Source organism: Streptomyces coeruleofuscus (assembly GCF_039532725.1).
Taxonomy (GTDB): domain Bacteria; phylum Actinomycetota; class Actinomycetes; order Streptomycetales; family Streptomycetaceae; genus Streptomyces; species Streptomyces coeruleofuscus.
In genome coordinates, this window is the sequence record NZ_BAAASE010000001.1 from 201,430 (window position 1) to 215,422 (window position 13,993).

Genomic DNA, 13,993 nt, shown 5'->3' on the forward strand with positions numbered 1-13,993 from the left:
TATCGATAACGTCTCTGGCGGCAACACCCGGAACCCTCCCCCCGGAGGGCCCGCCGGGCTGCCCTCACACCTTGAACCCACCGTTACGAAAGGGGAGTTGTGGCTCATCTGGTGGTGGTCGAGAGCTGGGTCGGGTCCATGAGCAGACTGCTGCCGCGGGCGATCCGGGAGAACGGGCACGCGTTCACGTTCCTCACCCGCGACCTGCACCACTACCTGCGCTCCGCGCCGGAGGGCACGGCCCATCCGCTGCTCGGCGCCCGCCACGTCATCACCGCCGACACCAACGACATCGAGGCGCTGCTGCCCGAGGTCGAGCGGCTGCACGGGGTCCTCGGCTTCGACGGGGTCGTCACCTCCTGCGACTACTACCTGCCGACGGTGGCCCGGATCGCGGGGCGCCTCGGTCTGCCCGGCCCCGGTCCCGAGGCCGTGGAGAACGCCTGCCGCAAGGACGCCACCCGCCGCGTCCTCGACGACGCCGGGGTGCCCGGACCGCGCTTCGCCGTGCGCGAGGAGTGGGCCGACATCGCGCGGGCCGCACGGGAGATCGGCTACCCGCTCGTCGTCAAGCCCGTCGACCTGTGCGCGGGCATGTACGTGCGCCGCGTGGACGACGAGGCCCAACTCGCCGCCGCCTGCCGGGCCCTGGCCGACTTCCCGGTCAACGCACGCGGACAGCGGCGGACGCCCGTGGTGCTGCTGGAGGAACTGCTGGACGGCCCCGAGGTCAGCGTCGAGACGGTGTCGCACGCGGGCGCGGTCCAGGTGGTGGGCGTGACCGACAAGAGCGTCGGCGGCGCGCCCGCCTTCGTCGAGACCGGCCACATGTTCCCCGCGGCTCTGCCGCCCGGCGCGACCGAGGCGGCCGAGCAGACCGCACTGGCCGCGCTCAAGGCCCTCGGTCTGACCGACGGGGTCGTGGCGCACACGGAGATCAAGCTGACCTCCGCCGGTCCGCGCGTGGTCGAGGTCAACCCCCGGCCCGCCGGGAACCGCATCACCGAACTCATACGCCATGTCACCGGAATCGACCTCGCCGCCGCCTTCGTGGACGTCGCCCTGGGCCGCGCCCCCGACCTGCGGCGCGTCGACACCGGCCTGCGCAGCGCCGCGATCGGCTTCCTGGTGCCGGAGTCCTCGGGCACCCTCGAAGCGCTGGACGGCAGCGGCGTCCGGGACCTGCCCGGGGTGCTGGAGGCGCAACTCGCCGAGCCCGGCAAGGCAGTGAAGGCGGCCGGCAGCAACAACGAGTACCTGGGACACGTCATGGCCGGTGACGCCGACGGGCCCGGTGCCCGCGAGCGCGTCGAGAGCCTGCTGGACGGGCTGCGCGCCGGGCTGGTGATCCGATGACCACCGCGACCTCCGGAGTGTCGTACGACGACCTCGTGGACCGGGTGCGCGCGGGTGCCCTCGGACCCGACCCGGCCACCCAGCGCATCGCCGTCGCCTTCACCACCCGGCAGGCCGTACGGCACGACGGGCGCGGCACCGGCTACCGCAACGAGGTGCTCAGCCTGCGCCTGGCCGAGGCCGTCGGCTCCTGCGCGGTCGAGCCCGGGGCACTGCCGGACAGCGCCGTCGAGGACTGCGTGGGCGCGGACGTGGCGCGACTGCTGGAGCACCCGCTGCCGCCGGTGCGCGTGGCGGCCCTCGACGCCTACCTGATGCACGTCCTGCCGCACACCCCCGCCCAGGGGGCCGGGACCCTCCCGCTGCCCGCCGGGTCCTCGCTGGAGAAGTCCCGGGCCCGTGCCCAGGCCGTCGTCGGCCTGCTCGACCTGCCGCCCGGCGCCACGGTGCTCGTGGTGGGCGTCGTCAACTCCCTGCTGGAGACGCTGCGTTCGCGCGGTCTGCGCTACGTCCCCTGCGATCTCAAGGGCGGCGAGACCGAGTGGGGCGAGCCGGTCGTCACCGACGCGCTCGCCGCGGCCGGCCCCTGTGACGCGCTGCTCGTCTCCGGCATGACCCTGGGCAACGGCACCTTCGAACCACTGCGGCACCACGCACTGGCGCACGGCAAGCAGCTGGTCATGTTCGCCCAGACCGGGAGCGCCGTCCTGCCCCGCTTCCTCGGACACGGCGTCAGCGCGGTGTGCGCGGAGCCCTACCCGTTCTTCTGGCTCGACGGCGGCCCCGGTGTGCTGCACCGCTACGACGGCTCCTGTCCGGGAGGCGGGCGATGACCGCCACCGCGCTCCGGCCCGCCGCGCGACGGGAACTGCTCTCCCTGGTCGGCCGTACCCCTCTGGCCCGCATCACCGCGGACCTGCCGGGTTCGCAGCCCGGCTTCTGGGCCAAGCTCGAAGGGCTCGCGGCGGGCGGGATGAAGGCACGCGCCGCCGTGTCCATGCTGCTGGGCGCCCGCGACCGCGGCGAACTGCTGCCCGGCGCCCCGGTGGTGGAGTCCACCTCCGGCACCCTCGGCATCGGCCTCGCCTTCGCCGGACAGGCCCTCGGCCATCCGATCGTGCTGGTCGGCGACAGCGAACTGGAGCCGTCCATGCGGCAGTTGCTGCGCGCCCACGGAGTGCGGCTGGAGGTCGTGGACCGGCCGGAGCCGCAGGGAGGCTGGCAGGCCGCGCGCCTGGCCCGGCTGCGGGAACTGCTCGCCGAACTGCCCGGCGCCTACTGGCCCGACCAGTACAACAATCCCGACAACACCGCCGGCTACGCCTCCCTGGCCGCCGAACTCGCCGTCCAGCTCGACCACCTCGACATCCTGGTGTGCAGCGTCGGCACGGGCGGCCACAGCGCCGGCATCATCGGCCCGCTGCGGCGGCACTGGCCCGCCCTGCGCCTCATCGGCGTCGACGCCACCGGCTCCACCATCTTCGGCCAGCCCGCCCGGCCCCGGCTGATGCGCGGCCTGGGCAGCAGCATCCACCCGCGCAACGTCGCCTACGACGCCTTCGACGAGGTCCACTGGATCGGCCCCGCCGAGGCCGTGGACAGCTGCCGCCGGCTGGCGCGCGGCGCCTTCGTCAGCGGCGGCTGGAGCACCGGCGCCGCCGCCCGGGTCGCCGCCTGGGCCGCCCGCGTCCACCCCGGGGCGGTCGTCGCCACCGTCTTCCCCGACGGCCCGCACCGCTACCTCGGCACGGTCTACGACGACGACTTCACCACCGCCCACGGCCTCGACCCGGCCACCGCGGCCACCCGGCCCGTCGAGATCCCGCACCCGCACGCGGCGGAGGCCGCCGGCTGGGCCCGCTGCACCCGCGTCAGCGACCCGCTCACCACCCCCGCCCTCCAGGAAGAGAGCCCGTGAAGTCCAGCCTGCGCACCGTACGCCTCGAACTCGCCGAGCCGCTGCGCATCTCCCGTTCCACCATGGCCGCACGCGACGCCGTGTGGCTGACCGTCGAGCACGACGGACTGCGCGGTCACGGCGAGGCCGTCACCAGCGTGTACTACGGACTCGGCACCGAGACGCTGCTGCGGACCCTCACCGCCGTGGACCTGGGCCGCTTTCCCGATCCGGAGAGTGCTCTGGAGGCCCTGCGGGTGGGGGAGCCGCCTCTCGGTGACGTGCCGCCCGCGGTCACCGCCGCCGTCGAGTCGGCGCTGCTCGACCTGGCGGGCAAGCGGGCGGGCGTCCCCGTCCACCGCTTGCTCGGAGCCGCCGCACCGCCCGTCGTCGCCACCGCCCGCACCATCGGCATCACCCACCCCGGCCATGCGGCCGCCGAGGCCCGGCGGCTCACCGTGAGCGGCTTCGCGGTCCTGAAGGTCAAGGCGGGCGCCCCCGACCCCGAGGACGACATCGAGCGCGTCCGCGTCATCCGCGACGCCGCGCCCCGGGCAAGGCTGCTCCTGGACCCCAACGGCGCCTGGTCCGTGGCGCAGGCGGACGCCCTGCTGCCGCGCTTCGCCGACCTCGGCGTGGAGGCCGTCGAGCAGCCCGTCGCCCCCGGCGACCCGGACGCCCTGGCCGCCCTCGCGGAACGCGCAACGCTGCCCGTCATCGCCGACGAGGACGCCGTCGGCCTGGACGACGTCCGCCGCCTCGCCGGACGGGTCCACGGCGTCAACGTCAAGCTCGCCAAGTGCGGCGGCGTGCACGCGGCCCTGCGCATCGCCGAGGCCGTCGAGGGCAGCGGCACCGCCCTGATGCTGGGCTGCCTCACCGCCAGCAGCCTCGGCCTCGCCCCCGCCGTCCACCTGGCCGACCGGGCCCGCTGGGCCGACCTCGACGGGCATCTGCTGCTCGCCCGCGACCCGTGGACCGGGATCGGCGGCACCGACGGCGTCGTACGCGCTGCCGACCGTCCCGGCCTGGGCGTCGAGGAGGTGGCTGTCGTTGAAGACGTGGCGTGAGATGAAGCGCTTCCCCCTCGCCGTGCGGCTCCTGCTGGTCAACCAGCTCGGCGTCAACACCGGCTTCTACCTGCTCATCCCCTACCTCGCCACCCACCTCACCGAGAACCTGGGCCTGTCGGCGGCGGTCGTCGGCATCGTCCTCGGGGTGCGCAACCTCAGCCAGCAGGGCCTGTTCATCATCGGCGGCTCCGCCTCCGACCGGCTCGGCGCGCGCGGCGTCATCATCGCCGGGTGCGCCCTGCGCACCCTCGGATTCGCGCTGTTCGCGCTCGGCGACGGGCTGGCGGTGCTGCTCGCCGCCTCCGTGCTCAGCGGAGTCGCCGGGGCCCTGTTCAACCCGGCCGTGCGCGCCTATCTCGCCCAGGAGGCGGGGGAGGACAAGGCCGAGGCGTTCGCCCTGTTCAACGTCTTCGCCACCACCGGCGCCCTGATCGGCCCGCTGCTGGGCAGCGCCCTGTTGCTCGTCGACTTCCGCACCTCCGCGCTCACCGCCGCCGCCATCTTCGCCGTCCTCACCGTGGCGCAGGCCCTCGTCCTGCCCGCGCGGAAGGTGGAGCCCAGCGGAAGCGGTGTCCTCGGGGACTGGCGGGAGGTGCTCGGCAACCGGGCGTTCCTGGCCTTCGCGCTCGCCATGGTCGGCATGTTCACCCTGGAGAACCAGCTCTATCTGCTGCTGCCGGACGGGGCGAGGGAAGCCACCGGCTGGGACGGGGCGGCGGGCATCGTCTTCCTCGTCGGCACGGTGGCCAACCTGACGCTGCAACTGCGGATCACGAGGAGCCTCAAAACCCGTGGCAGCAGAGGGCGCTGGATCGCCCTCGGGCTCACGGTGATGGGGCTGGCCTTCCTGCCGTCGGCCTTCCTGCCGGGTGTCGTGCCCGTCCTGGCCGGCGCCCTGCTGCTGTACATCGGCGTCATGGTCGCCCAGCCCTTCGTGATGGAGCTGATCCCCGGCTTCGGCCGCCCCGAGCTGACCGGCACGTACTTCGGGATCTTCTACGTCGTCTCCGGCGTCGCAGCGGCGCTCGGCAACACCGTAGTCGGCTGGGCGATGGACACCGGTGAACAGGGCGCCGCGTGGCTGCCGTGGGTGTGCTGCGCGCTCTTCGGCCTCGCCTCCGCGCTCGGTGTGGCCTGGCTGCACCGGCTCGGCGCCCTGCCCGCGAGCCCGGCCCCGGACGTCCCCGCCCCGGCGGGGCAGAGGAGCAGAGCATGACGAGCGGCAACCTCCTCACCGACAACCCCGCGCTGTACGAGGCCCGTTTCCCCGACACCGAGCTCCTTGCCGCACGCTGGACGGAGGACTGCCTGCGCCGCCACGGAGCCGGGCCGCGCGTACTCGACATGGGCTGCGGAACCGGCCGCGACGCCGCCGCCCTGCACGCGGCCGGCCGGACCGTGACCGGCGCCGACCTCTCCGAGGCGATGCTCACCCACGCCCGCACCCACCATCCCGGTCCCCGGTACGTCCGGGCCGACCTGCACGGCTTCGACCTCGGCCGCTTCGACGCCGTCGTCTGCCTGGACAGCTCCCCGCTGTACTGCCACACCAACGACCAGCTCGACGGCTTCCTCGCCTCCTGCCGCACAGCCCTCGCACCGGACGGCCTGCTCGTCGCGGAGATGCGCAACGGCGCCTACTTCCTGGGCCGCACCGACCTGCTCGACCGCTCCACCGTCAACGAGTTCACCTGGCAGGGCAGGACCTACCGGTCCACCACCACGCTGACGGTGGACCGGACCGCCCAGCTCCTGCGCCGTACCCGCGTCTGGACCACCAACGACACATCCCCGCCCGTCGAGCAGCGCTCCGCCTGGCGGCTGCTGTTCCCGCAGGAGCTGCGGCACTTCCTCGCCGCGCACGGCTTCGAGGTGCTCGAACTCCACGACGGCCCGGGCCCGCGCACCGACCCCCCTTGGCAGCAAGGCGACTTGCCCGGCACCACCACGGACGCGGACCGGCTGCACGTCGTCGCGCGCCTTTGCACCCTCTGACCCGAAGGACCAGTCATGAACGACGAACGTTTCCCCGGCCTGCGCCGTCGCGGCTTCCTCGCCGCCGGCACCGGCGCCGCCGCCCTCGCCCTCGTCGGCTGCGGCGGCGGCACCGACGACAAGGCGGACAGCGGCAGCGGCGGAACCCCGAAGCGCGGCGGACGGCTGCGCGCCGCCTTCGCCGGAGGCGGGGCCGGCGAGACCCTCGACCCGCACCTGGCCAACCTGTTCGCCGACGTCGCCCGCGCCAAGGCCCTCTACGACAAGCTCGCCGACTACGGTGCCGACCTCTCCGCCCAGCCCCGCCTCGCCACGAAGTGGGAGTCGAACAAGACCCTCGACCGCTGGCAGGTCACCCTGCGCGAGGCCACCTTCCACGACGGCAGGCCGGTCACCGCCAAGGACGTCCTCTACAGCTACCGCCGCATCGCCGACCCGAAGCAGGCCTTCCGCGCCAAGGCATCCCTGGAACCCATCGACCTCGACGCCAGCCGCGCGACGGGCGAGCGCGCCATCGAGTTCGTCCTCAAGCGGCCGACCGCCGAATTCCCCAACATCCTGGCCGCGTTCGGCGCGTACATCGTCCCCGGGAACGCCACCGGCACCGACTTCGACAAGAAGCCGATCGGCTCCGGCCCCTTCCGCTTCGTCTCCTTCGCGCCCGGCCGCTCCGCCGTCTTCCGCCGCAACGAGGACTACTGGGACGGCACCCCGCACCTCGACGAGCTCGAATTCGTCGTCGCCAACGAGGAGTCCGCGCGCGTCAACGCCCTCCTCGCCGGCCAGGTCGAGTACGCCCACGAGCTCAACCCCACCACCGCCCGCGCCCACGAGGGCCGGGGCCGGATCGAGATCGTCCGGCTCCGCAACAGCGCCATGCAGGCGTTCTGCATGAAGACAGACCGGCCGCCCTTCGACGACAAGCGGGTGCGCGAGGCGTTCTACCTCATCGCCGACCGGAAGGAACTCGTCGACGGCGCCCTGTCCGGCGCGGGCGAGGTCGGCAACGACCTGTTCGGCAAGGGCTACGAGTACTACGCCGACGGCCTGCCGCAGCGCGAGCAGGACCTCGACCGCGCCCGTCGCCTGCTGAAGCAGGCGGGTGCCGAAAAACTGAAGGTCACCCTGGACACCTCGGCCGTCGCCGCCGGTTTCACCGAGGCCGCGAGCATCTTCCGCGACCAGGCCGCCAAAGCCGGTGTCACCATCGACGTGAAGATGGGCAGCAAGGACTCCTACTGGAGCGACATCCTCGACGGCGGCACCCTGTGCTGCTACCGCTCCGGCGCCATGCCCATCGAGGCCCACATCTCCCAGCGGCTGCTCACCGACTCCACCACCAACGCCACCAAGTGGCAGCACAAGGACTTCGACGCCCTCTACCAGCAGGCCCAGTCCACCCGCGACAAGACCGGGCGGGCCGCCGTCTACGAGCGCATGCAGCGCCGCCTGTACACCGAGGGCGGCTTCCTGATCTGGGGCTTCGCCGACTGGATCCTCGGAACGGCCCGCAACGTCAAGGGAGTCGAGACGAAGGCCCCCGCCAACACCCTCGACTGGGCCCGCTTCGACAAGGTCTGGCTGGCGTGAGCGGTCTGCGCTCCTTCGTGGCCCGGCGGCTGCTCCTCGGTGCCGTGCAGACCGTGGCCGTCGTGTTGCTGGTCTTCGCGCTCACCGAGGCGCTGCCGGGCGACGCGGCGGTGGCCCTCGCGGGCGACCAGCCCGACCCGGCGCGCATCGCCGCGATCCGGGAGGCCATGGACCTGGACCGGCCCGCCCACGAACGTCTCGCGGACTGGGCGACGGGCCTGCTGCACGGCGACTTCGGCACGTCCCTGACCTCCGGCCGGCCGGTGGCCCGGTACATCGCCGACGGTTTTGGCCCGAGCCTGCTGCTGGCCGCGCTCACCCTGGCCCTGCTCGTCCCGCTCGGCTTCGGGCTCGGCGTGCTCGCCGCCCGTCACGAGGGGCGGCTGATCGACCGGCTGGTCAGCTCCGCCACGCTCGCCGTGTACGCCGTACCCGAGTTCGCCCTCGGTGTGCTGCTGGTGACGGTGTTCGCGCTGAAACTGGCCTGGCTGCCGCCCACCGCGGTGGGCTACGGCACCGACCTGCTCGGCCACCCGGCCGTCCTCGTCCTCCCCGTGCTGGTCCTGCTCTCCCGCCCGGTCTGCTCCCTCTCCCGGCTGGTCCGCGCCGGCATGGTCGACGCCCTCGCCTCGCCCTACGCCGCCCACGCCCGCCGCTACGGCGTCCCCAGCGCCCGCGTCCGCTACACCCACGCCCTGCCCAACGCCCTCGCCCCGGCAGCCCAGCAACTCGCCCGTACCGTCGACTGGCTGCTGTGCGGGGTCATCGTCGTGGAGGCGCTGTTCGTGATCCCCGGCCTCGGAACGGTCCTCCTCAACGCCGTCGCCGAGCGGGACGTGCCGGTGGTGCAGGGGCTGGCGGTGGTGTTCGGCGTGCTGACCGTCGTACTGAATCTGGGCGCGGACGTGGTGGCGTACCGGCTGACGCCCCGGGCGGGGGTGGCGGCGTGAGCGCCACGCGCCGGTTTCTCCTCGGCCTCGCCATCGTCGCGGTCCCGCTGCTCCTCGCCCTCCTGGGCCCCCTGTTCGCCGGTGAACCCGGCCCGCGCGCCCCCTCCTTCACCCTCGGCGACGGCCACTGGCTCGGCACCGACTTCGTGGGCCGGGACGTCTGGCGGCAGGTGCTGCACGGCGGCCGTACGGTCGTGCTGACCGCACTCGCCGCCACCACCCTCGCCTATCTGGTCGCGCTGCCGGTCGGACTCGTCAGCGCGGTCACCCACGCACGGTGGCTGGAGGAACTGCTGATGCGGCCCCTCGACGTGCTGCTCGCCGTACCGTCGCTGCTGCTCATCCTGCTCGTGGCGTCCGTGTTCTCGCCGGGTGCCGCCGGGCTCGCGCTGCTCGTCGCGCTGGTGAACGTGCCCGACGCCGCCCGGATCGTACGGGCCGCGGCGGCCGAGGCGGCGGCCCGGCCCGCGGTGGAGGCGCTGCGCATGCAGGGCGAGACGTGGTGGCGCGTCGCCGTCGGCTACGTCGGCCGCTCTGCCCTGCGCACACTGGCCGCCGACGCAGGCGTCCGGCTGACCGGCGTGCTGTACCTGGTGTCGACGGCCGCGTTCCTCGGCGTGGGAGTCGCCCCGGACGCCGCCGACTGGGCGGTCATGGTCGACCGCAACCGCACCGGCCTCTTCGTACAGCCCTGGGCCGTGGTCGTGCCCGCCCTGCTGATCGTCGCCCTCACGACGGGCACCAACCTGCTCTTCGACGCCGCGCTGGAGAAGAGCAACGGAAGGAAGGGACGGCGCGCGTGAACCAAGAGACGGAAGCGGCTGACATCGTCGCCGAGATCCGCGACCTGCGCGTGGAGATCGACGGCCGCGCGATCGTCGACGGCGTGAACCTGCGCGTGCTCCCCGGCCGCGTGACCGCCCTGGTCGGCGCCTCCGGCAGTGGCAAGACCACCACCGGCCTGGCGCTGCTGGGGGAGTACCCGGCCGGTGCCCGGGTCACGGGGGAGGTGCGCAGGTCCGGGGACGGCCCGGTCGGATACGTGCCGCAGCACCCCGCAGCCGTCCTCAACCCGGCCCGCCGCGTCAGCGCCCTGCTCGACGACATCGCCCGCCCCCGGGTACGCCACCTGCCCCGCCGCGAACGCCGCAGCGCGGCCCGCGAACTGGTCCTGCGGGCCTTGTCCGACGCCCAGCTCCCGGACGCCGAAGCCCTGCTGCGCCGCCACCCGCACCAGCTCTCCGGCGGTCAGCAGCAACGCGTCGTCCTCTCCCAGGCCCTGCTGCTCGGCGCCCGCGTCATCGTCGCCGACGAACCCACCACCGGCCAGGACGCGCTCACCAAGAGCCGTGTCGTCGACCAGCTCGCGGCCGTCGCGGCCCGCGGCATCGCGGTCGTCCTGCTCAGCCACGACCTGGACGTCGTCCGTGCCCTCGCCGACGAAGTCCTCGTCATGCGCGCGGGACGGGTCGTGGAGTCGGGGCCCGTGGCGCGGCTGTGGGCGGTGCCCCGCCACGCGTGGACCCGACGGCTGCTCGACTCACAGCGGGCAGAGCCACAGGACGCGGCGAGCGGCGACGCCCGGCAACCCGCCCTGGAGGTTCGGGACCTGACCGCCGTGCACGACCGGAGGAACACCGTGCTGCGCGTCCCGCACCTCGCGCTCCACCCCGGCGAGTGCCTGGCCGTGGTCGGCCGCTCCGGCAGCGGCAAGACCACGCTGGCCCGCTGCCTCGCCGGCCTCCACCGCGACCACGCCGGCGAGATCCTGCTCGACGGCACGCCGCTCCCGCGCAGCCTGCGCCACCGCGGCCGCGACCGACTCGCCGCCGTGCAGTACGTCTTCCAGGACGCCCGCGCCGCCTTCGACGAGCACCGGCCCGTCCTGCCGCAGGTGGCCCGCACGGCGGTACGGCTGCGCGGTGCCGGGGAACGGGCGGCGACGGACGAGGCGTCCGCCACCCTGGAGCGCCTCGGCCTGCCGGAGGAACTGGCCCGCCGACGCCCCGGCGAACTCTCCGGCGGCGAACTCCAGCGCGCCGCCCTCGCCCGCGCCCTCCTCGCCCACCCCCGCGTCCTGGTCTGCGACGAGATCACCTCCGGCCTCGACACCGTCACCCGCCGGGCCATCCTCGACCTGCTCGGCGCACTGGTCCGCGACCGCGACGACCTCGCCCTCGTGCTCATCACCCACGACCTGGACGCGGCGTCGGTCGCCCACCGCATCGCCGTGCTGGACGCCGGTGAACTCGTCGAGCAGGGGCCGGTCCGACGGGTGCTGACCGACCCCCGGCACCCGCTCACCGTCGCCCTCCGGGAGACGATCGCCCGCCCCGGTACGTATACCGGGGCATGACCCGAAGCGAGCCACCTCCGTTACGAGTTGAACGACAGCACGGCCCTGTGATTAGGGTGCGGGCGATGTTCTGCGCACTCGCCACCCCCTTACTCCCGGTCGGAAGAGGCCCCCACGCCTCCAATCGTTCCGGGAGGGTGCCGTGAGTGACACGCTGACCACCGTCCGCCCGGGCACCGAAGCGACCCGGGTCACGCAGACGGAAGAGCACGACGCGGCGCCCCGCCCGGCGCGGCAGCGGGACGCGTTCTTCGACAACGCCAAGTACCTGGCGATCGTCCTGGTGGCCGTGGGACACGCCTGGGAGCCGCTGCGGCCGGGCAGCAGGGCCGTCACCGCCCTGTACATGCTCGTCTACGCCTTCCACATGCCGGCGTTCATCATCGTCTCCGGCTACTTCTCACGCACCTTCGACGGAAGCCCGGGGCGCCTCAAACGCCTGGTCACCGGTGTCGCCGTGCCGTATGTGGTGTTCGAGACGGCGTACACCCTGTTCACCCGGTGGACCAGCCAGGACCCGGACCGTCCGGTCAGCCTGCTGGACCCCCTGTATCTGACCTGGTTCCTCGCGGCGTTGTTCGTCTGGCGGCTGACGACGCCCCTCTGGGGGCATGTGCGGTGGCCGCTGCCGACGGCCCTCGTCGTCGCGATGCTGGCGACACTCTCACCGTCCCTCGGCCATGACCTGGATCTCCAGCGCACGCTTCAGTTCCTGCCGTACTTCGTGTTCGGTCTGCTGCTGCGGCCGGAGCACTTCCGGCTGGTGAGACGGCGCGAGGTGCGGATCCTCGCCGTGCCGGTCGCCGTCTGTGCGCTGGGCGTGGCGTACTGGGCGGTGCCGCGGATGAACTACGCGTGGTTCTTCCACGCCGACAGCGCCGCGGAACTGGCCGCCCCGGTCTGGTACGGGCCCGTGATGACGCTCGCCGCCTTCGGCTGTTCGTCCGTCCTGGTCGCCTGCTTCCTCGCCTGGGTGCCCGGGCGCCGGACCTGGTTCACCGTGCTGGGCACCGGCACCCTGTCCGGCTATCTGCTGCACGGCTTCGTCGCGCAGGCCGCCAAACACTGGGGCTGGTACGAGCCGGCCTGGGTCCGCGGGCCCGCCGGCGTTGTCGCCGCCACCCTGGTGGCCGCCCTGGTCATGACCGCGCTGTGCACACCCACCGTTCGGCGGACCTTCCGCTGTGTCACCGAACCCGGGATGGCGTGGGCCTTCGGCACCTCTGCCCCCGCTGCCCGTCGAGCTGCGCCCTGACCGCTCAGCCCGCACGCTGGAGAGAACCGCACACTTCTCCACGAGGGAGCACCGGCATGACGAAGGGCCGCAGCGAGGGCGGGAAACCGAAGAAGGGCGACAAGGTCACCTGGAGCAGTCACGGCAGCCGGACCGAGGGCGAGGTCGAGCGGGAGATCACCGAGCGGACCGAGGCGTCGGGCCGCACCGTCGACGCCTCGCCGGACGACCCGCAGTACGAAGTGCGCAGCGACAAGTCCGGCAGGACCGCGGTGCACAAACCGTCCGCGCTCGAGAAGAAGAAGTGAGGCGGCGTGGACGGCGAGCAGCGTGAGGAGACCTGGAGCGACTTCCGTGAGCTGGTGAACATGACACCGGCCGACCTGGAGAAATGGCTGGAGTCCGACGACTCGCAGAGCGCCGGTCAGCACCAGGACGGGGGTGAGTCCACCGGACACGCCTCCGGCCGGCGGATCGTGGCGATCTTGCGCGCCAAGAAGGGCGACCTCACGGACGACGACTACCAGCACATGCGCAAGGTCGTCGGCTACGTCCGCCGCCACCTGGCCCAGCGGCCCTCCGGGGACGTACGGGACTCACGGTGGCGGCACTCCCTGATGAACTGGGGACACGACCCGCTCGACGGATGACGGCCCCGGTCGGGAGCGTCAGCGCGGCGGGGGGTCCGAGAGCCCCCGGGATCAGGGCGCGCCGGTCTCGTGCGGGGTCGCGGCGACCCCGTTCAGGGCCTGGCTCATCTGGTGCTGCGTCTCTTCGGCGACCACGCGAGCCTCCTCCACGACGTCACCACGTTCGCGTATGAGGCTCTCGTAGATCGGCAGTTCTTCGGTGCGGGTCGAGTCGGTTTTCACGGGTTTGTCCTATCGCTTCACAGCCGGGTCTGGGGGGTCCGTGTAAGTCTGCGCCATCCCGTGCCGCGGTGTTACCCACCCCCGTCCTGTCCAGAATTCCGTCACGAGCTTCGCGAATTCCCCAATTTTGTGACCACGAGGGAAAGTCCTGGGTATGGCGAAGGGCCCCGGGAATCGCTTCCCGGGGCCCTTCGCGCGGATGTCGTCAGAGCGACGTCGTGTGCACGCCCGCGCTCCCGGACGCCGCCCCGCCCTCCGGCGACAGGGCCCCCTGGAGGTCGGCGCAGACGCCCGCGGTCAGGGGCTCGACCAGGCCGCTGGAGAGGCTGCCCACGAGGCTCACGGAGGCGCCGCCCGCCATGCCGCCGGAGACGTTGTCCAGGTCTGCGTCGGAGAGCTCGGCGCTGTCGACCTGAGGGGTGAGGTTCATGGGGTGTTTCCCTTCGCGTGAATGTCCGCAAAAAAGCGGTGAGCACGGGGTGATCGCGGGATTCCGGGAACCCGGGATTCCTCCCCGGGGGCTCCGCCGTGCGCAGGATCAAAGCATTCCGCGGAGCAGAGGGCCAACCGCTCGCCGACGTCGCGCCGGGCATTGCGACGACCGTCTTCACCGCCATGACCATGGGTTCACGAAATGCGCCCAATCCTTCACACACCCCGTCGCCCTGTC

General features: G+C 73.0%; 15 protein-coding genes. 13 read left to right on the forward strand and 2 right to left on the reverse strand.

The window, feature by feature from the left end; all coding sequences use genetic code 11:
* The first annotated feature begins 99 nt into the window (after positions 1–99).
* The 13 genes from ABFX81_RS00885 to ABFX81_RS00945 all read left to right on the forward strand — a co-directional run bounded on the left by ABFX81_RS00885 (position 100) and on the right by ABFX81_RS00945 (position 13,101).
* Entirely contained in the window at positions 100–1,356 is a 1,257-nt protein-coding gene (locus tag ABFX81_RS00885) for an ATP-grasp domain-containing protein (protein ID WP_346137485.1), read from the forward strand.
* Positions 1,353–2,189: a Rossmann-like domain-containing protein gene (locus ABFX81_RS00890; RefSeq protein ID WP_086847697.1), complete on the forward strand. Its 837-nt coding sequence runs from the start codon at positions 1,353–1,355 to the stop codon at positions 2,187–2,189. Before ABFX81_RS00885 ends, ABFX81_RS00890 begins: the two co-directional genes overlap by 4 nt.
* A complete protein-coding gene (locus tag ABFX81_RS00895; RefSeq protein ID WP_086847699.1) occupies positions 2,186–3,274 on the forward strand; it encodes a pyridoxal-phosphate dependent enzyme in 1,089 nt (362 codons plus the stop codon). The genes ABFX81_RS00890 and ABFX81_RS00895 overlap by 4 nt, the downstream gene beginning before the upstream one ends.
* Positions 3,271–4,323 carry an enolase C-terminal domain-like protein gene (locus ABFX81_RS00900; protein ID WP_086847701.1) on the forward strand — a complete coding sequence of 351 codons (1,053 nt, stop codon included), beginning with the start codon at positions 3,271–3,273 and terminating at the stop codon, positions 4,321–4,323. Before ABFX81_RS00895 ends, ABFX81_RS00900 begins: the two co-directional genes overlap by 4 nt.
* A complete protein-coding gene (locus tag ABFX81_RS00905; RefSeq protein ID WP_086847703.1) occupies positions 4,307–5,542 on the forward strand; it encodes an MFS transporter in 1,236 nt (411 codons plus the stop codon). Before ABFX81_RS00900 ends, ABFX81_RS00905 begins: the two co-directional genes overlap by 17 nt.
* Positions 5,539–6,321 carry a methyltransferase domain-containing protein gene (locus ABFX81_RS00910; RefSeq protein WP_086847705.1) on the forward strand — a complete coding sequence of 261 codons (783 nt, stop codon included), beginning with the start codon at positions 5,539–5,541 and terminating at the stop codon, positions 6,319–6,321. Before ABFX81_RS00905 ends, ABFX81_RS00910 begins: the two co-directional genes overlap by 4 nt.
* Before the next feature lie 15 nt (positions 6,322–6,336).
* Positions 6,337–7,911 carry an ABC transporter substrate-binding protein gene (locus ABFX81_RS00915; RefSeq protein WP_086847707.1) on the forward strand — a complete coding sequence of 525 codons (1,575 nt, stop codon included), beginning with the start codon at positions 6,337–6,339 and terminating at the stop codon, positions 7,909–7,911.
* Complete coding sequence (locus ABFX81_RS00920; protein WP_086847710.1) at positions 7,908–8,861, forward strand: ABC transporter permease subunit; 954 nt, start codon at positions 7,908–7,910, stop codon at positions 8,859–8,861. Before ABFX81_RS00915 ends, ABFX81_RS00920 begins: the two co-directional genes overlap by 4 nt.
* Complete coding sequence (locus ABFX81_RS00925; RefSeq protein WP_086847713.1) at positions 8,858–9,664, forward strand: ABC transporter permease subunit; 807 nt, start codon at positions 8,858–8,860, stop codon at positions 9,662–9,664. The genes ABFX81_RS00920 and ABFX81_RS00925 overlap by 4 nt, the downstream gene beginning before the upstream one ends.
* Positions 9,661–11,217 (forward strand): ATP-binding cassette domain-containing protein, encoded by a 1,557-nt coding sequence (locus tag ABFX81_RS00930; protein ID WP_086847715.1) that lies wholly within the window; start codon positions 9,661–9,663, stop codon positions 11,215–11,217. Before ABFX81_RS00925 ends, ABFX81_RS00930 begins: the two co-directional genes overlap by 4 nt.
* Positions 11,218–11,359: 142 nt before the next feature.
* Positions 11,360–12,472 (forward strand): acyltransferase family protein, encoded by a 1,113-nt coding sequence (locus tag ABFX81_RS00935; protein ID WP_086847718.1) that lies wholly within the window; start codon positions 11,360–11,362, stop codon positions 12,470–12,472.
* Between the two features lie 56 nt (positions 12,473–12,528).
* On the forward strand, positions 12,529–12,759 hold the full coding sequence (locus ABFX81_RS00940; RefSeq protein ID WP_086847720.1) for an HVA1 family protein: 231 nt from the start codon (positions 12,529–12,531) through the stop codon (positions 12,757–12,759).
* A gap of 6 nt (positions 12,760–12,765) precedes the next feature.
* Positions 12,766–13,101, forward strand: coding sequence for a DUF3140 domain-containing protein (locus ABFX81_RS00945; protein WP_086847722.1), 336 nt, complete (start codon positions 12,766–12,768; stop codon positions 13,099–13,101).
* 51 nt (positions 13,102–13,152) lie between these two features.
* On the opposite strand, the gene ABFX81_RS00950 is transcribed toward ABFX81_RS00945, so the two are convergent.
* Both ABFX81_RS00950 and ABFX81_RS00955 read right to left on the reverse strand, forming a co-directional pair.
* Entirely contained in the window at positions 13,153–13,323 is a 171-nt protein-coding gene (locus ABFX81_RS00950; protein ID WP_346137486.1) for a hypothetical protein, read from the reverse strand.
* 205 nt (positions 13,324–13,528) lie between these two features.
* A complete protein-coding gene (locus tag ABFX81_RS00955; RefSeq protein ID WP_086847724.1) occupies positions 13,529–13,753 on the reverse strand; it encodes a hypothetical protein in 225 nt (74 codons plus the stop codon).
* Positions 13,754–13,993: the final 240 nt, after the last annotated feature.

What these genes read in the sequence shown, in the direction of transcription:
- ABFX81_RS00890 (WP_086847697.1), top strand. Translation starts at nt 1,353, where the DNA reads ATGACCACCGCGACCTCCGGAGTGTCGTACGACGACCTCGTGGACCGG.
- ABFX81_RS00895 (WP_086847699.1), top strand. Translation starts at nt 2,186, where the DNA reads ATGACCGCCACCGCGCTCCGGCCCGCCGCGCGACGGGAACTGCTCTCC.
- ABFX81_RS00910 (WP_086847705.1), top strand. Translation starts at nt 5,539, where the DNA reads ATGACGAGCGGCAACCTCCTCACCGACAACCCCGCGCTGTACGAGGCC.
- ABFX81_RS00915 (WP_086847707.1), top strand. Translation starts at nt 6,337, where the DNA reads ATGAACGACGAACGTTTCCCCGGCCTGCGCCGTCGCGGCTTCCTCGCC.
- ABFX81_RS00940 (WP_086847720.1), top strand. Translation starts at nt 12,529, where the DNA reads ATGACGAAGGGCCGCAGCGAGGGCGGGAAACCGAAGAAGGGCGACAAG.
- ABFX81_RS00955 (WP_086847724.1), bottom strand. Translation starts at nt 13,753, where the DNA reads ATGAACCTCACCCCTCAGGTCGACAGCGCCGAGCTCTCCGACGCAGAC.